The 19,514-nt window shown below is 54.9% G+C and carries 13 protein-coding genes; 5 read left to right on the top strand and 8 right to left on the bottom strand.

Annotated elements, in window-relative coordinates; translation table 11 throughout:
• Positions 1 to 96 precede the first annotated feature (96 nt).
• From ACLHIL_RS05085 to ACLHIL_RS05065, 5 genes are all read right to left on the bottom strand, one after another.
• Positions 97 to 1,665 carry an acyl-CoA carboxylase subunit beta gene (locus ACLHIL_RS05085; RefSeq protein WP_411296872.1) on the bottom strand — a complete coding sequence of 523 codons (1,569 nt, stop codon included), beginning with the start codon at positions 1,663 to 1,665 and terminating at the stop codon, positions 97 to 99.
• Complete coding sequence (locus ACLHIL_RS05080; RefSeq protein ID WP_411296871.1) at positions 1,662 to 3,674, bottom strand: biotin carboxylase N-terminal domain-containing protein; 2,013 nt, start codon at positions 3,672 to 3,674, stop codon at positions 1,662 to 1,664. Before ACLHIL_RS05080 ends, ACLHIL_RS05085 begins: the two co-directional genes overlap by 4 nt.
• Positions 3,675 to 3,676: 2 nt before the next feature.
• Entirely contained in the window at positions 3,677 to 4,690 is a 1,014-nt protein-coding gene (locus ACLHIL_RS05075; protein ID WP_411296870.1) for a biotin--[acetyl-CoA-carboxylase] ligase, read from the bottom strand.
• A 390-nt stretch (positions 4,691 to 5,080) separates the two neighbouring features.
• Positions 5,081 to 5,962 carry a TetR/AcrR family transcriptional regulator gene (locus ACLHIL_RS05070; protein ID WP_411296869.1) on the bottom strand — a complete coding sequence of 294 codons (882 nt, stop codon included), beginning with the start codon at positions 5,960 to 5,962 and terminating at the stop codon, positions 5,081 to 5,083.
• Positions 5,963 to 5,995: 33 nt separating this feature from the next.
• Positions 5,996 to 7,255: an MFS transporter gene (locus ACLHIL_RS05065; RefSeq protein WP_411296868.1), complete on the bottom strand. Its 1,260-nt coding sequence runs from the start codon at positions 7,253 to 7,255 to the stop codon at positions 5,996 to 5,998.
• A gap of 823 nt (positions 7,256 to 8,078) precedes the next feature.
• Between ACLHIL_RS05065 and ACLHIL_RS05060 the strand changes: the two genes are divergently transcribed.
• The 5 genes from ACLHIL_RS05060 to ACLHIL_RS05040 all read left to right on the top strand — a co-directional run bounded on the left by ACLHIL_RS05060 (position 8,079) and on the right by ACLHIL_RS05040 (position 14,546).
• The gene (locus ACLHIL_RS05060) at positions 8,079 to 10,541 is read left to right on the top strand and encodes a bifunctional metallophosphatase/5'-nucleotidase (protein WP_411296867.1); all 2,463 of its coding nucleotides are present in this window, start codon (positions 8,079 to 8,081) and stop codon (positions 10,539 to 10,541) included.
• 199 nt (positions 10,542 to 10,740) lie between these two features.
• Complete coding sequence (galE, locus tag ACLHIL_RS05055; RefSeq protein ID WP_411296866.1) at positions 10,741 to 11,787, top strand: UDP-glucose 4-epimerase GalE; 1,047 nt, start codon at positions 10,741 to 10,743, stop codon at positions 11,785 to 11,787.
• A gap of 180 nt (positions 11,788 to 11,967) precedes the next feature.
• Positions 11,968 to 12,741, top strand: coding sequence for a hypothetical protein (locus tag ACLHIL_RS05050; protein ID WP_411296865.1), 774 nt, complete (start codon positions 11,968 to 11,970; stop codon positions 12,739 to 12,741).
• Positions 12,742 to 13,510: 769 nt separating this feature from the next.
• Positions 13,511 to 13,894 carry a lipocalin family protein gene (locus ACLHIL_RS05045; RefSeq protein ID WP_411296864.1) on the top strand — a complete coding sequence of 128 codons (384 nt, stop codon included), beginning with the start codon at positions 13,511 to 13,513 and terminating at the stop codon, positions 13,892 to 13,894.
• Between the two features lie 154 nt (positions 13,895 to 14,048).
• Complete coding sequence (locus ACLHIL_RS05040) at positions 14,049 to 14,546, top strand: hypothetical protein (RefSeq protein ID WP_411296863.1); 498 nt, start codon at positions 14,049 to 14,051, stop codon at positions 14,544 to 14,546.
• Positions 14,547 to 14,621: 75 nt separating this feature from the next.
• Here the strand turns inward: ACLHIL_RS05040 and ACLHIL_RS05035 are convergent, their stop codons facing one another.
• The 3 genes from ACLHIL_RS05035 to ACLHIL_RS05025 all read right to left on the bottom strand — a co-directional run bounded on the left by ACLHIL_RS05035 (position 14,622) and on the right by ACLHIL_RS05025 (position 19,509).
• Positions 14,622 to 15,317, bottom strand: a complete 696-nt coding sequence (locus ACLHIL_RS05035; RefSeq protein WP_411296862.1) for an ABC transporter ATP-binding protein — start codon at positions 15,315 to 15,317, stop codon at positions 14,622 to 14,624.
• Positions 15,314 to 16,387, bottom strand: a complete 1,074-nt coding sequence (locus ACLHIL_RS05030) for an ABC transporter permease (RefSeq protein ID WP_411296861.1) — start codon at positions 16,385 to 16,387, stop codon at positions 15,314 to 15,316. The genes ACLHIL_RS05035 and ACLHIL_RS05030 overlap by 4 nt, the downstream gene beginning before the upstream one ends.
• A 581-nt stretch (positions 16,388 to 16,968) precedes the next feature.
• Positions 16,969 to 19,509, bottom strand: a complete 2,541-nt coding sequence (locus ACLHIL_RS05025) for an ABC transporter permease (RefSeq protein ID WP_411296860.1) — start codon at positions 19,507 to 19,509, stop codon at positions 16,969 to 16,971.
• Between the last annotated feature and the right edge of the window lie 5 nt (positions 19,510 to 19,514).

Here is a 19,514-nt window from a genome sequence, read left to right as displayed (position 1 = left end):
GTGGTTAAACAGTGACGATGAGAATGTTCTTTATGTTGATTGAGTTATTGCGGTACATAGGCGGGTAGTAGGCAGCGCCTGTGTACCTATGTGTTCCTATAGCGGCGCATTGGCATGAATACGTGGGGAGTGACATTCGCGTTGCTTGGTGCGCAACACGGATAAGGAACGGCAAATCACGGATCGGGTTTGGCTGGGTTCGATCAAGGCGTCGAGTTCCCCCTTTTTTAGTGACAGATTGGGATTGACGGATTGTTTGGCGTATTCTTCCTGATATTTGGCGCGCTGTTCGGCAATAGATTTCCCGTCCTCACCGGCTTTGATGAGTTCGCGACGGAAGAGAATATCGACAGCCCCTTCAGAGCCCATCACCGCGATTTCGCTGGCAGGCCAGGAATAGTTCACGTCAGCACCAAGAGATTTCGAGCCCATGACGATATACGCCCCGCCGTAGGCTTTGCGGATAATAACGGTGATGAGCGGGACGGTGGCCGACGAATAAGCAGTAATCATCTTGGCGCCGCGACGGATAATGCCGGCGCGTTCCTGCTCGGAGCCGGGGCGGTATCCAGGGACGTCAACAAGGGTGACGATGGGTAGCCCGAAAGCGTCACAGAACTGGACGAAACGGGCAGCTTTTTCTGAGGCGTTGACGTCAAGCGTGCCAGCATCATGTAGGGGCTGATTAGCGACGATCCCGACGGGCCGCCCCTCAAAACAGGCGAAGCCGACGACGATGGATGGAGCGAAAAGGCTCTGCACCTCCAAGAATTCGCCGTGATCGACGAGTGCTTCAACCACGCTGACCATATCGTAGGGCTGTTTGGCCGATTCTGGGACGAGATTGCCGACGCGGGCGGCAGCCGCCGGTATGCAACTGGGATCGAACGCGTAGTGGGGCGGGGAATCCTGGCAGTTTGACGGCAGATACGTCATGAGGGCGCGGGCGTACTCTAAGGCGTCGTCCTCGTCCTCAGCTAAGAAGTGCGCGACGCCAGATTGGGTGTTGTGTAAATCGCCGCCGCCGAGATCCTCTGAGGAGATTTCCTCGCCGGTGGCAGCTTTAACGACGGAGGGGCCGGTGACGAACATATAGGAAGAACGCTTCGTCATAATGATGAAATCGGTCAATGCTGGGCCGTAGACGGCCCCACCGGCACATGGGCCAAGGATCACGGAGATCTGCGGGATTACGCCGGAGGCTGTGGAGGTTGCCTTAAAGATCCGACCGTATTCTGCCAGTGCAGTAACGCCTTCTTGGATGCGTGCCCCGCCAGAATCGAGCAGGGAGATGATAGGGATACGCAAGGTGAGGGCCTGTTCAATGAGCCGGACGATTTTTTCTCCTTCGACTTGCCCGAGTGTGCCGCCTTGGACGGAAAAATCTTGCGCCCAGACGGCGACCATGCGTTCGTCAATCGTGCCGAATCCGGTAATTACCGCAGAGCCAAGGAATCCGGCGTCAATATCGCCACCTTGGAAACGGTTGATCTCATGGAAGGTGTTGGGGTCAAGCAGGCGAGTAATTCGTTCGCGCGCAGTTAGCCGACCTTTTGGATGTTGCCGGCTGCGAGCGCGTTCTTCGGCAGCCTCCAGCATGGCGGCGGCACGTTCCGCAAAATTTTCGCGTCCGATCTGGTCGGAGGTGAATTCAAGGGTGCTCATTGGGAATCCTCCTGCGATTCGGTAGGAGAAATATGACCTAAGATTTGCCCCGTCATGACGCTATCGCCGACGCTGACGTGGAGTTCGTCAAGTGTTCCAGAGCAGGGGGCGTAGAGGTATTTCTCCATTTTCATGGCTTCGAGAACGATGAGAAGCTCGCCCTCGGTGACGTCCTGGCCTGCCTGGGCGGCGAGGCGAACAACGGTGGCTGGAATAGGAGCGGTGATCTCCCCGGCGCGCTGCTCATCGGATTCGGTGGTGGTAACGCGCCGATTCTTTAACCGCTGTAACGGGCGATATGATGTGGCGTTTGCGCTGCTCGCAGCGTTGATAGTGGTGGCATGTAGCGCAGCGGAAGGGGAAAATTCATTCCCGACGTGAGGCATTAACGTCAGATCCGGCGGCAGAGATAGGCGCATACGTCGGCCATCAACCTCAATGACGTAGCTGCGAGCAGCGCGGTTGTTCGCCTGCGACGCTGCAGCGTGTTCCCGTGATGGGGTTGCCGAGGCGGAGTTTGCCGGAGAGCCGGATGGCATACCAGCGGCAGTGGGTGCGCTCGGCGCCGACGCATTGGTAGAGGGATGAGAAGAAGATCCGGCGGCGGCCACCGGCGCTATGCCTGAGGAGGTGTCGCCGTTTTGGGCTGCGAGCATCTGCGCAAATTCCCCAAGAATATCCTTATCCTCAAGCCATTTGGTGTACACCGAGTTGCCTGCGTCCGACCTGCCCAGCCCAGCAAAATCTGGATGGGCAATAATGTGGCGCAACAGCGGAGCAGAGGTGGGCAATCCGAGGATGGATAGTTCTTCCAGGGCGCGCTGTAACCGTGCTCGTGCGCTATCGCGATCTGCGGCACGGACGGTGATTTTGGCGATGAGGGAGTCAAATCCACCGCCGATTTCATCCTCGGGGCGAATAAAGGTATCGACGCGCACCCCTAAACCGCCTGGCCAGGTCGTCGCATGAATACGCCCTAAGGCTGGCATGAGATCATTCGCGGGATCTTCACTGGTGACCCGCACTTCGATGGCGTGCCCGCGCGGCTGTGGAATCGGGCTGGCAGATTGCCCGTATGCAATGCGTAGTTGTTCGGCAACGAGATCGATGCCGGTGATTTCTTCGCTGACGGTGTGCTCGACCTGTAGGCGTGGGTTCACTTCTAAGAAATACGCCTGCCCGTCAGCACTGACGAGAAATTCGCATGTTCCCACGCCGACGTAGTGTGCTGCAGCGAATAGATCGTTGGACCACTGGTACAGGAGATCCTGAAGCTGATCGGATAATCCGGGCGCGGGGGCTTCCTCAACAACCTTTTGGTTGCGCCGCTGTACTGAGCAGTCACGGGTAGAAACGACGGAAAATGTGCCGTGGCTATCGCGCACACATTGGGTTTCGACGTGGCGGGCATGTTCGACGAGCTTCTCAACGAAATATGGGGAGGTTTGCGTGGTGTCGAGTTGCTCGGTGAAGAATCGGATGAGGTCTGCAGCGTTGTCGATGCGGGTGATGCCGCGCCCGCCGCCAGCGTCGGCCCGTTTAATAAGGAGCGGGTAGCCGTATTTGGCAGCAAATTCGCTTACTGCCTCGGGGCCAGAGATTGCGTCAGAGATCCCGGGGATGGTGCGAACGCCAATGGATTCAGCGAGTTGCCGCGCCTGGATTTTATCGCCGAGTTGTCGGATGGTTTGGGGCGAGGGGCCGATCCATGTGAGGTTAGCGTCAATGACGGCTTGGGCGAAGTCGGCATCCTCGGCCAGGAATCCGTATCCGGGATGGATGGCATCGGCGTGGGAGCGCCGTGCAGCTTGAAGAATGGCGGCAGGGTTGAGGTAGGTATCGGCTGCAATGTGCCCGCCCAGTGAATAGGCTTCGTCGGCAAGATCGCAGGCCAGGGTGTGAATATCTGGTTCGGCGTAGACCGCAACGCTCTGGTATCCCAGTTCGCGTACCGTGCGGATGACTCGCACTGCAATTTCGCCGCGATTGGCGACAAGGATTTTCTTCATGGCTAGCTCCCAGGGGTTGTGGCGGAATCTGGTAAGGAGACATCCGCACAGGTGATTCGCTGGTATCCGGTGGAGGTGTGGAGGATGAGTGCGCCTGCCTCATCCACGTCCTGTGCAATTCCGGTGAGATATTTGCCGGAGGCGAGGGCAATTTTCAGGGGTTGCCCCAGGCCGGTGAGGTGCTGGCGATATGCAGCGTGGAGTTGCGATGGCGTCATGTGGTGCATGAGGGCGTGGAGCTCGTGAAGAATATCGGGGATAAGGGCGGTGGGGTGGAGGTGGGAAGGCATGACGGTGGGGGCGGGGGCATTAATTACGCCACTATGGGAGGGGTTTGTAGCGCAGATGGCGGCAGCGGGTCCCGATAGCGGGTGGGTGTGAGTGATGTCGAGATGGTGGTGTGTTTTCGCGTGGGTGCGGATATGAGGGTGAGCGTGGTTCTGCTCATTTGTTTGCATCTCTGCTGTGATGTGGCTATCGGCGGTGCGATAGCCAGCATGCCTGGTGGTGCTATTGGCAAGAGTGTGGGTGGGCGTCGGCCCGTCAGCAGATGTGGTGTGGCTGGTTATGGCCGTGAGGCATGAGCGGGGAACGCTGTGCCAGTTCATTCCGATTCCGACGATCACGCCCTCGGGTTGTTCGTGGAATTCGCAGAGGATTCCGCCGGCTTTGGCATATCCGGTGTCGGTGCGCAGCAGGATATCGTTGGGCCATTTGAGGGAGATATTGCGGTATCCCCAGCGGTGTAGGGTGCGCACGCAGGCGATACCGGCACTGGGGCTGACCCAATTCAACAGGTGAGGTTGGGGAGTTGTCCAGGTGGAAAACAGTAGCGATTGCCCAGGTTCGTCAAGCCATTGGCGTTGGTAGCGTCCCCGCCCGGCGCTTTGGTGGTCAGCGCAGACTGTCCATCCGGCAGGGGTATTCGGGTGAGCGGCAAGTCTGCGGCGCACCTCGTCATTTGTCGAATCGACGTCAGCAAGACGAACAATCGTGATTTCTTCCATCGCAGCCATCTTGAAAAGGATGCGGAGCAATGAGAAATACACTTTTGTATCCAGATGGATATGCAGGCTGAGTATTGCTTGATATATCGCGGAAAACAGTGATTGTGAGAGATTGTTCGGGTGGGGATGCGCAGTGGTTTCGTGGTGCGCCGAGTTGATATAAACGCGAGCTTGCCAGGATAAGGAGGAGGGCTGGTGTTTCAGTGCTGATCGGTGGATATTGCCCAAACGCAATTGCGTAGGTTGTTGATGGGGCTAGCACGTGCCAGCCCCCATGCGCATATTACGACGTATCAGGGTGCGTTCGAGAGCGTAACAGATAAAAGTAGCTAACCAAGATGAAGTGAATATGGCATGGGCGGCGGGATGTTTACCGAGCTTTGTTGGCTGTTCGCCAGGCTAGCCGGATATTGGCCGTGACGAGGAGCGCAGCAAGACGAGGACGAAATCCAGGATGTCTTGGGCGAGGGAACTGCGCCTACTAGGTGGGCGGCCCACAGCAGTTCTTTCGGGGGAGAGCCCCTCAGAAGAAATCCTTTCCGGGGAAAGCCCGTTAGCGGAAGTTCCACTGATAACAGCCGAAGAGATAGTTGCCTTATTCGGGATAGTGCCCGCAGATCCCTCGGCAGTAGCCCTACTGCCAGCAGTTTCGCTGTAACCAGCCCTGGCAGCACCGCCAGGTGCTATCCCATGAGCGGCCTGCTGGGCAGCTCGCTCGTCAGCGTATGCGTCCATTGCCCCGCGCCAGGCTTCGATTCCGGCCCCGCGCATAACAACCCCAATAACAGCGTGGGTCAGGGGATACATGGGCACCGTCGGTTCGCGCCCAACTGCTTGCAAAATATGCTCCAGGACGTCCCCAAGGGAGTGGATGAACTCGTTGTTGAGATCTTTTAATTGCAACCCCCAGGCAGGGTGACGCACTGAACGGGCCAGCATTTCAGAGTGCAGGATATACAGCTCGCGGTTCATGCCAATGGCGTCGATTGCTTCAAAGAGCAGATCTTCGAGTTGTGGAGCTTCTTGTTGTTTGGCGGATCTATCCTCGTTTTCCCAGTGGTCAACCTTTGCGCGGAGCACCTCGATCAGGTTGGCATATTCGTCCTGGGCGACGGCAGCTAGCAGGGATTCTTTTGACGAATAGTTGGAATAGAACGCGCCGCGAGTAAATCCGGCACGGGCACAGATATTCTCCAGCGTGCATCCTTCAATTCCCGCGCTGACGATCAGTTCGCGAGTGGCGGCAATGAGTTTATCTTGGGTATCAAACCGATTGGCCATAACGCACCCTTCCGTTGCTGTCGTGCTTCTAGCCTAGTGGACACTTGCGGCTGGCGGGGCGATGTGTTGCGGGGCAGATACTCGTCGTAATTGAGGAAGCGAGACGGTTAAGAAAGCGGAGATAAATTGCAGCAGGCCGCTGATAATCATGATCGTTTCCAGCGAGATATGGTCGCTCACTGGCCCGAAAACAACAGCTCCAAGGGGCATGAGTGCGCCATTAATAATCATGACGAGGGACATCACTTTGCCCAGGTGTGCCCGATCGCAGGAGCGTTGGAACAAGGTTATTGCGGGGGCGTTGATATACGGCAGGGTGAAGCCAAGCAGCACAATAAAGATGACGAATCCCCCGTAGTTCGGGGCGAGTGCCAGGCAAATAGTAATAGCGCCAATAGTGGTGGTTGCCAGGGCGATGGTTGATAGTTCGCGACGGAAGATCGGCCAGAGGGAGACGGCGATTCCGCCCAGCAGAGCGCCTACGCCGAAGCCGGTTTCCATGATGGAGAGCTGGCTGGTGTCGGAGTTGAATTTTTGTACGAGGTAGAGGCTGGAGAGCATTCCGGGAGCGGAGATGGCGAAGATCGACAGACCCATGAGCATTAGGTATGGCAAAAAGAATGCGTGATGCCGGACGTAGCGCAAGCCGCTCAGCATTTCTGTGTGCCATGCGTTGAGCTCTTTTGGTTCTGGCATGGCGCTGGGGACGCGAACAAAGATCCAGAATAAGGCGATGCCGATGATGGCGGTAGCGATGTCGATCAGGAACACACTGTGAATTGGCCATAGCGCCAGGACTGCTCCGCCGAGTGCGGGCGACAAAATATCTGTTAACGAGGTGACCGATCCGGCGATTCCGTTGACGCGTAGGAGTTTCTCCTCGGGGATGAATCCGGGCAGCATGGCGTGGATAGCAGGTCGTTGCATTGCTCCGCCAGCGCCACGGGCAGCTAAAGCGCCGATGAGTAGTGGGAGCGAGGCGTGATCGGTGAGGAAGGCCAGGAAGATGCCGAGGGTGATGAGGGCGACGAAAGCGTCGGAGCATACGGCGATGACCCGACGGTTGTAACGATCAGCCCATACTCCGGCGATAGGGGAGAGCACGACGAGTGGCAGGAAGGCGCTCGCGGTGGCGAGGGCGACGATGGTGCCAGATTTTGTGGTGAGGGTCAGATGCCACAAGATGGCGAACTGAACGATCCCTGAGCCGAGAAGGGAAATGCCTTGGGAGGCAAGGAGAAAGGTTACGTGGCGAACCCAGTGTGGGTCAGCGGGTGTGCGGCTGTGGGTCATGCGATATGTTTCTGTGCTTCTCGGTACGGTTAAGGTAACAGGTTACCGGATCGTAGGTAAGGCAGGGAATGTGCCTACATGCTGAGGTGCAGTTTCGCCGTGCTGTTTTCAGTACTCCGCTAATGCAGAGTGTGCCGACGAAATCATCCTGTTACGTTTAGTGCTGCGCGTGGAGGCTCAGATGGCTTTGCGCATGCCGAGCGCATCATTGTGCGTGCGCTCTATCCGTTTTTATTTCTTTTCTTGTTTTGCCTTGTGCGTTGACGTAGTTGTGTTGCCAGTAGTTTTGTGCTGAAAGATTGTGTGCCGGCAGTTATGAGCGGGATGCCAGGGGTTATGCGAGGAGAGTTGCCCGCTAAGGCTGTGAGGCAGGCGTCAGGGGCGGTAGGTAATAGGCGCTCTTCTTTTTGCCTGTTGGCGGGGAGTGCGCGGCGGTAGGGCTATCTATCAGGGGTATGCGGAGGGGTTATGCAGGAATTGCATAGGAATTGCGCATCCAGGATCTATTGTGACGGGTTGCCTGCCGAGAATTGTGCGTTGGGTAGATGTATGCACATTGCGGGCAGGTGTGTTGGAAATCGCGTCGTGACAATATGTGCCGAAGGCTGCTCGTCATGTGTTCGGATGTGTCGAGAAGGGAATGTGGAAAACAGGTGGGTGAGGCTGCTATCTGGCGTTCTGTTTGGGTGGTGGTCTTTGGGGTATAGTGCGGGTTAATTGGCAAAAGCAGGGGTGAATCAGTGCCCGTTATGGTAGACTTTGTTCGTGATTGTGCGTCACGTCACGATCTTTAGCACTCAAATTAATCAAGAGGAGAACGCGAATGAAGCTACCTAAGCACGCCCTATTCGGCGGTGTTGCCGCATTTTCGCTGTTTACCGCGCCAATGGTGGCATTGGCAGATGTTGATTCAACATCGCCGGCATCAGGAGATGCTGCGGTAGTATCCGAGAGCACAGTAGCCGAGGCAGAATCGGCTCCTGCGCCAGCAGCCCCGGCGGCAACGGATTCCAATGGTGGATCTGAAGCGGCACCGGCTGAAGCTGCACCCGTTACCGATTCCACTCCAGGAGCAACTCCGGCGGCTGAGTCAGTGAGCCCGCGCAGTGTGGAGACGGTCAATGGTGACGAGGTTGTCACTCTGGATTTGTACATGTTGACCGATATTCACGGTCATATCGAGCAGGTGAAGTCAAAGGGTAAGGTCACTGAAGCTGGTCTTTCTGCAATGGGCTGCTACCTGAACAAGGCTCGTCAGACCAACCCGGATTCATCTTTCACCCTGTTGGGCGATAACATCGGTGCTTCTACATTCGCCTCTGGCATGTTGAAGGATAACCCGACGATTGAGGCATTGAATCTGCTCAAGCCTATTGCGTCAACGCTTGGTAACCACGAGCTGGATAACGGCGTCCAGGAATTCAAGGATCGCGTTGATGGCACCAATGGATTCACCAAGATTGGCTTCCCCTACCTGGCAATGAATGTTGAGGGTATGGGCAATAAGGCTGACGGCACCCCGTACTTGGGCAAGTACAAAGTGTGGGAGTCTCCGTCCGGCGTCAAGGTCGCTTTCATCGGTGCGATTGCTAACGACGTGGAGTACAAGGTTTCTCCTGGTGCGGTTGCTGGCTTGACCTTCAACGATCCGACCAAGCCGCTCAACGATCTGGCAAAGAAGATCAAGGCAGATAAGGAAGCCGATATCGTCATCGCGATGCTGGATGATGACGTCAAGGTGAACTACCCAAAGATGGGATCGGCAATTGATGGCTTGATGGGTGGCGATACCCACGTGCCATACGAGTTCGATATGGTCAACGGCGCAGAGGGTAACAAGCTCTCCGGTGTTGCCTCGGGCTCGTACACCGATAACCTCGGCGATTTGCGCTTTACCTTCAACAAGAAGACGGGCAAGGTCGTCTCTTCCGACGCGATCCTTATCCCGGCTTCTGAGGTAGCACAGTGTGGCGATCAGGCTGACGTTAAGGCCGTTGTTGAAAAGGCCGTCGTTGAATCCAATGAGAAGGGCAAGGAAGTCGTTGCCACCTCGAAGTACCCCTACTATCGCGGTGTTTTCGCAAAGAACCCCGATGAGGTCACCACTCCTGGATCGAACCGCGGTATCGAATCTACCCTCGGAGATATTGTTGCCGACGCAATGCGCGTTGAGGTAGGCAAGGAAGCTGGCAAGACCATCGATATTGGCATTATGAATGCTGGTGGCTTGCGCGAGGATCTCGTTCCGAACGATAAGGGCGAGATTACCTATCGCGACGTCTACGACGTTCTTCCGTTCTCGAACGATATTGGCTATGTAGAGATCACGGGTCAAGCGTTCAAGGATACGCTTGAGCAGCAGTGGAAGACGAACCTTTCCACTCAGAATTCCCGCCCGCTGTTGAAGATCGCGGTATCCGATAATGTCGGCTACATCTACGATCCGAGCCGCCCAATTGGCGATCGCATCACGGCAATTGAGATTGACGGTAAGCCTATTGATCTTGCCAAGAAGTACACGGTTGCCTCGGTGGTATTCCTCCTTGAAGGTGGCGATACCTTCCCGGCGTTGACGACTGGAACCAAGCCGGCACTCGTTTCCAAGCTTGATCGTGATGTATTCGCTCGTTACTTGAAGGAGAAGCCGTACAGCCAGCCGATAGAGAAGCGCTCCATCGGCGTGACCTTGCCGACGGAAGTCGTTAAGCAGGGCGATACCATCAACGTTGCTCTGCGCGGTCTATCTTTCTCCGAAGGTCCGCTCAAGGATGCGTACAAGAGCGTGACGGTGTATTTCGCTTCTGACGATAAGGGCACTGCTGATATTAATAACTCGCTTTACGATCCGAATTCGGAGAACGAGAAGGCTATTATCACCACCGACGGTGCTGGTCAGGCGCTTGTTCCGGTGACGATGAAGGCTGAGACGGCATGTAAGGGTCATGAGGGGCAAGTAATCAATGTTCCGCTTATGGGTCTCGACCCGGATAGCAATGTTTCCCTCTCGGAAGCTGAGAAGGAAAACTTGCGGATCTACTGGGTCGGCACGAACGAGCCGATGGGTGTCAAGGTTGAGTGCGCTAAGGCTGCACCGGCTCCGGCGCCAGGCGGGGATAACGGCGTCAAGCCGGAACCGACGAAGCCGATCGACTCGAAGCCTGCTCCGGTCAAGCCGGGTAAGCCGCTGGCACACACTGGTGCATCGGTTGCTGGAATGGGCATTGCTGCGCTCACCCTCATTGCCGCAGGTGCTGTGGCTGCGGGTGTCAGCCGCCGTCGCGCATAAGGAACGCTACGGCATACGTTCTCGGGTATTGGTAGTGCCAGCGGCTAGGCAATAACCTCGTTCGGCAGATACCGTACCGCGAGAGATGAACTAGCACATCAGGGCGGGAGAATTCTTCTCCCGCCCTGATGTCGTCTTATCCAGGGGCATTGTCCTTTACTCTTGAGATGTATGTTGTCAGGCGAAAGGAGTCCTGGGCGTGTATGGCGAAGTGGACGGCACGGATCTAACCGCATCCTCCCCGCGAATTCTTATTACAGGCGGTGCCGGTTTTATTGGATCAACCATTGCGTCCTATTGCCTCGACCACGGCATCACCCCGATCATTGTCGATGATTTCAGCGTCGGCTTACCGCAGTTTACGCAGGGGCGTATTGCCTATCAGGGGGATATTGCCGACCGTGATCTCGTGCGCCGGATTATTGCGGAACATGGCCCGATTTGGGGAGTGATCCATTGCGCCGCGAAAACCGTCGTGCCGGAATCGGTGGCGCATCCGGTGGAATACTATGAGACAAATATTGCTAAATCCATCGTGTTATTGCGGACGCTAATCGAGTGCGGTGTGCGTCGGGTGGTGTTTAGCTCAACGGCTGCCCTCTATGCGGATAATGCGGATCTGTGTGTGGATGAATCCTCGGCGGTTTCTCCCGCTAGCCCGTATGCGGCGAGTAAGTATATGTATGAGCGGGTGTTGGCGGATGCGGCGGCTGCTGGCGAGGTGGAGGCAGTGGCATTGCGGTATTTCAATCCCATCGGAGCTGATCCGCTTATGCGTACTGGCTTACAAAATCCATATCCAACTCATGCCTTAGGAAAGATGATTCAGGCCTATCGCGAGAATAGGGTGTTCCAGGTTACCGGCACGGATTGGCCCACCCGCGATGGCTCTGGGGTGCGCGATTATATTCACGTATGGGATATTGCCAGGGCGCATGTGGCAGTGTTGGCGCATTTTGATCGGGTCATGGCTCAGAGCCAGGCTCGGGGTTTTGACGTTATTAATTTAGGAACTGGGCGCGGTTCGACTGTTCTTGAGTTGCTCAATGAGTTTCGCGAAGCAATGGGGGTTGAACTGCCGGTGGAGTATGCGCCACGGCGCTTGGGTGATGTCGCTGGCACGGTGACGAGCACTGATAAAGCTCGTGATCTCTTGGGATGGCAGGCGGAGTTGAGTGTGGTGCAGGGGATTCGGGATGCTGTGAGCTGGAGTGAGAGGCTGCCACGGATTCTCGCGGGTAGCTAGTTTTCTGCCGTAAAGCTGGCAATTTCCACGTCAGAATAGCTAACCTCTTGGGGTAAAATATTCATACGCCCGTTCTGTGATCTTAGTTCGCAATTGTAGCTATATACTTGATCCCAAAGTCGCAGTTGAACGGTTATTTTCATTAAATGTCATAGATATTGAGGATCGGATGGTGCGGATATGGGTAAAAGGGGATTAGCACTGGTTTCTTCTGTGCTCATGTCGATCGTATTACTTGCCGGGTGTGGCTCTTCGGAAGATACCGTGAAGAAACTGAGTACCGGAAAAGTCGTTGGTGGCTGGGTTATTGATCATGCTGTTGAAGATGGAAAAACACATGCTGCCGATTTTTACCAAAATGTGGATTTATTTGGGTATGTGGACTTTAGAGAAGACGGAACGGGATTTTTCATAGAGCTTGAGCATGGAGACCTCGATGTGGAGGACTTTTCGTGGAAAGAATCTGTTGATGGCATAACAGTTTGGGAAAAGCGCGACGATGAAATGACTTTTAGGTTTCAAGATGGTCTTCTCTCAGCTACGTCTTCAAATTCACAGGGAACTGTTGAAATGTGGTTGAAGCGGGCGGATGCCGATAGCGCCCTTACAGATAGCCTCCTCGGTACGTGGGAAGTTGAGCAAGAAGCTGAGCGAGAGTCCGAACGTGTTTATGACCCAATAGAGTCTGACTATACGACGTTGGAATTCCACAAAGATGGCAAGGGCATCGCCTCTAACTCTGCTGGCAGTAAGGATTTTGTGTGGGAGGCGACCTGTGGCAGGGTTATCATCGATTTTTACAATCCGAAAGAAAACGATCAGCCTAAGAGCACGAGTGGGGCGAATAGCGGGCTAGAGCACGTCGAGGAAATGGTGCAGGCTGCTTACGTAACTGGGGATAAAATCATCGTGGCCCAGGATTCTGGGCGCAGCCTCCAGTACTCCAAGAAGTAACGGTTGTTGGCCCAGCGCACTTTGAGTGACATGCGCAGCACGCAATCCCCTTAACCTAGAGCAAAATAGCGCTTTTCTTACTTGGTGATGCCATTGAGTCGGGCTGCGCTGTACGCATGTGGCAGCCGAGTATGCGGGCTTATGTGCATTGTGACGTATTCGTAGAGAAAGAAATGATTATTCATGGGGAAGAAGATTCTCTTGCCCTGATTTCGTCTATATTGGCCTTTACGTTCCTGCTCAGTGTTTGCAGCTCGAAAGATGATATAGCCGGTGACTATGCACTCGTATCAATCACCGAAGGTAGCAAGACGTTTACTGCAAAAGATATAGGTGAGAGAGGCAAAAAATTCATTTTGAGATCAAAGCCGACGGTACGGGCAGCGCGGAGTTTGATGGCTTATCGAAGAATTTTACATGGGAGGCCGTTTCCGATACGGAAATCGAACTGATCCTTGCTGATAGAACGCAAGCCAGCTATCCCGAAAAGAATGTCGCTGTCTGTCGTGTTGTTAAAATCAGGGTGAATTCACGAACGCTGTCGTGAAACGCTTTGACTATAACGACGATTTTCAGATGGTGCTTAAGAAGAAGTAGCGGATGCAGTAGATCCTTTCAGATTGGAGAACCGTTCAGATAGGCGAAATACCCGCGTGTTTGGTGTTATTTTCTAGCGTCCTTTAGGCTTTACCCTGTGCAGCGCGTCTAATGGATGATCCCGGTGGCACGTGTTGTGGCTTTTGTTTTTCAAATTGGGAAAGGATTATTCATGGGGAAGAAGATTCTTGCGCTGATTTCCTGCGTGTTTGCAATGTCATTCTTGCTTACTGGTTGTGGTGGAAAAGATGACGCGGGTGCCGATAGCGCGAAGATTGTCGGCACGTGGGTGGTAGATGAACTATCTGCTAGCGGTCAGACGTTGACCGCTGAGGATGCCGAAAAAGCGGGTCTGGATATTAGCTTTGAGTTTAAGGCAGATGGCACGGGTGTTGCCTCAGCAATGGGTCAGAAGGAGGATCTGACCTGGAAAGCATCTGGCGATAGCGTTGATATTACGGTTAAAGGTAAAACACAGACCGCAACGCTTAAAGACGACCGCCTCGTAATAGAAAATGCAGAAGCTGAAGCGCAGATGAAGCTCAAGAAGAAGTAATTGGAGCTTCCGGCGGTGAGCTAGAGGATGGTGGTGCGCCATTATCTGGTGCATTCGTTTTTGCGAGATCCTTTACGCTTACCTGTAGTGGCGCGCATAGTGGAGAACTCTGTGCGCGCCATATTTTTATCTTCGCGAAAGGAAAAGATTTCTCATGGGGAAGAAGATTCTTGCGCTGTTTTCGTGCATATTTGCCTTTACGTTCTTGCTTAGTGGTTGTAGCTCGAAGGATGAAAGTGGTAGTGCTCCTGAGAAGGGCACGCAGACGGAGACCAGCGAGCCTAGCAAGAAGGCGGAGAATACTAAGCCTGCCGAGAAGTCAGAAACTAGCAAGCCCAGCGAGCCAGCGGAAACCGCCAAGCCGGGTGAACAAATGGTTGGTGTGTACGCATTAGAGTCAGCCGTTGAGGGCGGTAAAAAGATCGATGCGAAGACGCTTGGCGAGAAGGCTGACCAATTCAAGCTTGAGATCAAGGCTGACGGCACTGGAAACGTCAAGTCCTCAGGTAAATCAGTGCAATTCACCTGGAAAGCTCTTTCTGATACGGAACTCGAGATGACCGCGGATGGGAATACATCTCGTGGTGAATTCAAGGATGGTACCTTAACGTTCGTTGAAGATGATCTTCAGTTGACGTTCAAAAAGAAGTAATCTCTGACGTCATTTCCAGACTCATCTGGGCGTATGCGATACGGCATACGCCCAGATTGTATTATTCGGCGCAGGTTAAGCCGTCGCTTCGCTCAGTTCACCATCGCGGATTTCGTAGACTCGATCGCAGTAAGGGATGAGTCGAGTATCGTGAGTCACCATGACGATTGCGGCTTGCGTTTCATGGGCTAGATCGCGCAAGAGTTCAGCGGTTGCCAGTGCGCGTTCGGTATCCAAAGCGGCGGTTGGCTCGTCGGCTAAAACTACTGATGGCTGATGAAAGAGGGCAGCGGCGATAGCTACTCGTTGCCGCTCCCCACCGGAGAGATCGGCAGGATATTTATCGGCCAGATCCGCCACTCCGAGCTGGTCAAGCATGGCAAGGATACGCTCGTTATCTGCCCGATCTTTGGTTACTTTCCCATGTAGTTGGAGCTGTTCGCGCACGGTGAGGAATGGGACCAAAGATGAGGATTGGGTGACGAAACCGAGGTTGCGGAAGCGGGCCGCGCTACGGGCTTTGGTGTTTGCCGTCGTGATATTTTCACCGGCGAGGAATACTTCGCCGCTCGTTGGGGTTTGTAGCCCACCAATGATGGTCAGGAACGTCGATTTGCCGGACCCTGATGGGCCAATAACCGCAATGAATTCCCCGCGTCCGGCTTGAAAATGCGTCTCTTTTAAGGCATGAATCGTCTGGGATCCTTGCTGAAAATCTTTTGTAACGCCGCGTAATTCAATCATGGATTGGTTGTTATTCGACGGGTTCATGCGTTCATCGCCTCCAAGGGGTCAACGCGAGAGATGATGGAGATCGGGAAGATACTGCCAATTAAGGTAAAGACGATAAAGGCAATACTTACGGCGGTAAATAGCAGCGGATTGACGGCGAAAGGAACTTTGCTGCTCAGAGCAATCCCGCTGGCAACGGCGGCAAGTAAGCCGAGCCCGACTCCGACCACAGTAATCAACAGTGTGTGAATCGCTCCTGATCGGGCCAGATATGACGTCGGGATACCTTGGGCTTTCATCACGCCAAAGACGTGTTTCTTTTGCAAGGTCAGAACATACATGAAAATGCCGAGGACTAAGCTCAAAATGGCGATCAATGCGCCGATCATCAGACCGAAGGTGAGATATTGGGCGCGATACCCGGGCAGTTCGTCAATGAATTTTTTGGTACTCAGCGTTACCAGGTGTGCGTCATTTCCGTGATACTGAACGGCAGCATTTTCGTCGGTACTTACCACTGCGTTGACCAGGCGCGTGCCGCTGGGGAGCTGTGCGGCTTGGGAAAATAGTGCGGGGCTGAGGAAAATGACGGGTGCGGCTTGGAATCGAGCGTGATCGACGAAGCCAGAAATCGTAACGGGAGTGCTGATATGGGGGATAGATAGTGAGGAGCCGACGTGGTAGCCCGAGCGTTGCAGGGTGCTATCAGCGAGCACCTGTGATGGGCTAGCAGGAGCGGTTCCGCTGCTGGGTTCGGGAATCAGGAAAGAGTCAACGTCGGTAGCGAAAAGATAGACGTTGACGCGGGCATCTGTGCTGTTATCGAGAGCGGGAACGGCAGTGGCTGTTACTTGCCACAGCGCGCTAGAGCTGGGATCGTATTCTAGCTGTGCGGCATCCATTCGGGAGGCCAGGGCGTTGGCGTTGGATTCCTCAGTTAAGGTAATGCTCTGAGCATTCCAGCGGGTGAGTACTTCGGTGTAGGAGCTGGCTAACCCATAGGCCAGGCCGGTAAGGAAGTACACGACATAACTGAGCAGAAAGACGACGGCACAAATTGCCAAGAATCTGACCTTGGCATGTCGGATTTCTCGTAATGCTAGAAACACAGGAACGCCATTCTTACAAAAGTAGATGAACCGGACACCGTGAGCATAATGGGGTGCTTCGAGGTGCGGCAAGGGTGTATCTCACGATTCGCCGACAGCGTGCGGTAGGGGCGTGAGCTAGTGGGTTGCACTGTGCGCGATGGATTTTGGGGTGGCTCGGCTCGGGATTCGGGTAGCGCGTGTGATGGGGACGGATTGTAAGTGGGCAGCGTGTGCGATGAGGCGGGCTGCAGCGGGCGGTGGGGAGATGGTTTGCCGCATGAGTGATAGCGCGTGTGTTGAGTGAGGATAGGTGGCAGGGCAAGGCGTGCTGCAGTATTTTCGGCAACGTGGTTGGCGTGTAGGAAAGGGCGCCATACGAGAGGCGCCGATAGCAGGCTCTGGGCGTGCCAGATTCTCGCATGCCCCGTTGAGAACCCCACGCAATGTCTGGCTATGCTGCCATACGAGCTGCCGTGCTGGGCGCGCGTGATCGGGCAATATGGCTGGGTGTAAAAGGGGTAAACGTGTTCGGGGGTTAGCAGGATCTCTTTCCTGCTAACCCCCGAACCGAGCAGCGCCAGCCCTCGCAGCCTTCCCCGCTATTCAGCGGCGATTGCTTCGAGCGGCGAGACCCGCGCAGCGGATCGAGCCGGCAGCAAGGCCGCAAGATAGGCCGTCACGCCAGCTACCCCAATAATGCCGAGGATCCACTGCCACGGGAATACGAAATGAGCCGGCAGTTCCGCTCCCTGGGTCAGCGTGAAAGTTCCGGCCCAGCCTTCGACAACCCCTAACGTCACGCCGATAATAACCGCGCTGAAAACCGTCAGTAGCGCCTCCACAGAAATCATCCGGCGCATCTGCGGGCGGCTGTATCCCAAGGCGCGCAACAGCCCGGATTCTCGTCGGCGTTCAATAACTGACAGCGCCAAGGTATTCGATACGCCCACAATGGAGATAATGACGGCAGCCCCGAGCAACCCCAAAACGATAAACATTAACTGGTCGAGAATTGTTTCGTAATGCACGCGATCTATCGCGCTTGCCGACAACGTAATATCCGTTCCAAGCGAGCGCAACTGCGCCGATAGCTGGGATAGATCGCTGAGGGTAACAGAATCCGAGACTCTGAGAATCGCCGCCGAGTGGGTGTGGAACCGCGCCACATCCTGCGGATTTGCCCACAGGATATTCTCACCGAAACCGCGCAGTTCATGGACGGTAAGCTGAACCTGCGTTGCGCCTTGGCTGACCGTGATCTGCTGACCGTCAGCGACCCCAAAAATCCCTGCATTTGAGGTAAAGACGGTACCAACCTCAGGGACGGGAAGCGAACTGCGCGCCAGTTTCGTCACGGAGGTATCGTCGGCCAACAAAATAGCAGTTAATGCGCTGCTCGTATCGGTCGCGGCGGCATGCTCGGATTCCGTGGATGTACTATCGGCGATCTGCGGCGGCGCAATGGCACCTGCAGCATTCTCCGATAGATCCACCGCACTGACCGTGGCAGCCGGTGTGATATGCATCCGCTCAACCCCGTCGAAATGCGCAACCGGAGCTAACTGCTCGGGCGTGAGATCCTCGCCAGTAACAACAAAATCAAAAGGCCGACGAGTATCCAACTCTTGGATCAGGGATTCCTCCATTGAGGTTTTCCCGACGATAACGCAGGTCACGAGCCCAATGCCAACGATGAGGGCTGCTGCGGTGGCAACCGTTCGGGAGGTATTGCGCAAGAGATTCGATACGGCGAGGCGCGCGGTCGTTCCACGATTGCCCCCAATGGCGGCGGTAGCGCGAATAAGAGCGGGAATGATGTACCGGCTCACAATAACCGTCGCGATAAACAGTAATGCTCCAGAAAACACGGCGGGGATGAGCATATTGTTGCGAATACTTTGCGCTAACACGGCAGCGGAGGCGAAGAAGAAAAGCCAGGCCAGGGCCAAGCGTCCGTATCGAATCCGAGAGCTTTCTCGAACCATATCGACTGGGCGTAGGGCTGCCATCGGCGATACACGAGTTGCCCGTCGGGCCGGATTTAATGCACAGACCACCGTCAGCACTAAACCAACAATAAAAGCGGCAACGATAGAGCCCATTAAGCCGTGTAGATCCGGAGCGAGATTGAACATTGGGAATAATATGAACGTCACCGCCACCCCGAGGATACTGCCGAAAATAGCGGAGATAGTTCCGATGAGAGCCGCCTCGTTGATAACCATTCGGCGAATTTGAGCGCGAGTTGCCCCCAGGCAGCGAACCAAGGCCAAATCCCGAGTTCGCTGGGCGATGAGGACGTGGAAGGTCAAGCTCACCACGATTGAGGCCACAATCAGCGCGATAAGAACAAAACCGAGCAGCACGGTTTTCAGGGTGTCGTCATTGCCCGTCATCTTATTAATGGAATCTTCGGTGTATTGCGCTGCCGTCTGGATCTTATCGGGAGTGATATTAAAACTGCGCATCTCCGGTAGCTGCTGCAAGAAGCTCGCTAGTTGTTCAGCATTGAGGGAATTCGACGAAACGAGGATATTGGAATAGAAAAAAGATCCAGGAATAGCGGCGCGAATATCCTTATCGAGCATGGTGGCCGAGGGCAACATGCCAGGGACGTCATCGTCATATATTCCGGTAATCCGATAGGTATTGGCCGAATGATCTGCGCCCTCAAGGTAGACCGTATCCCCGATGGAAACCTCAAGAGTTTCTGCGGTGGAAGATCCTAAGGCGATTTCTCCGGAGGTCGTAGGCATCTGCCCGGAGGTGAGCTCTTGCCAGCGCTGTTCTGGGCTAATAACGCTACCAATCTCGGCAAAGGTAAGAGCGTGAGCTGAGCGCAGCTCTGCCCCTAAACTCGTCGTAATATCAGCCTGGGAAACTTCGGGGTGTTCTCGCAAAGTTGCGGGCAATTGCAGGCAGTGCGGGTCGTTATCGGTGGTACTTGGTGAATCTGCACAGGTCATGATGACGGATGTGTGTTGCACCTGGTAGGCCGTAGCTTGAACTAAGGAATTATTGATGGAGTTCGATAAGCTCAGCGTGACGATGATAAAGGCGACCGACATTGCCACTGCAATAACTGTGGCTACTAGCCGTCCGGGTTTACGTCGCAGATTACTCCACAGCACATTGTTCATTGCAG

The sequence above is a fragment of the Trueperella sp. LYQ143 genome, from assembly GCF_046599595.1.
Lineage (GTDB): Bacteria > Actinomycetota > Actinomycetes > Actinomycetales > Actinomycetaceae > Trueperella.
This window is presented reverse-complemented; position numbering and strand designations above follow the sequence as displayed.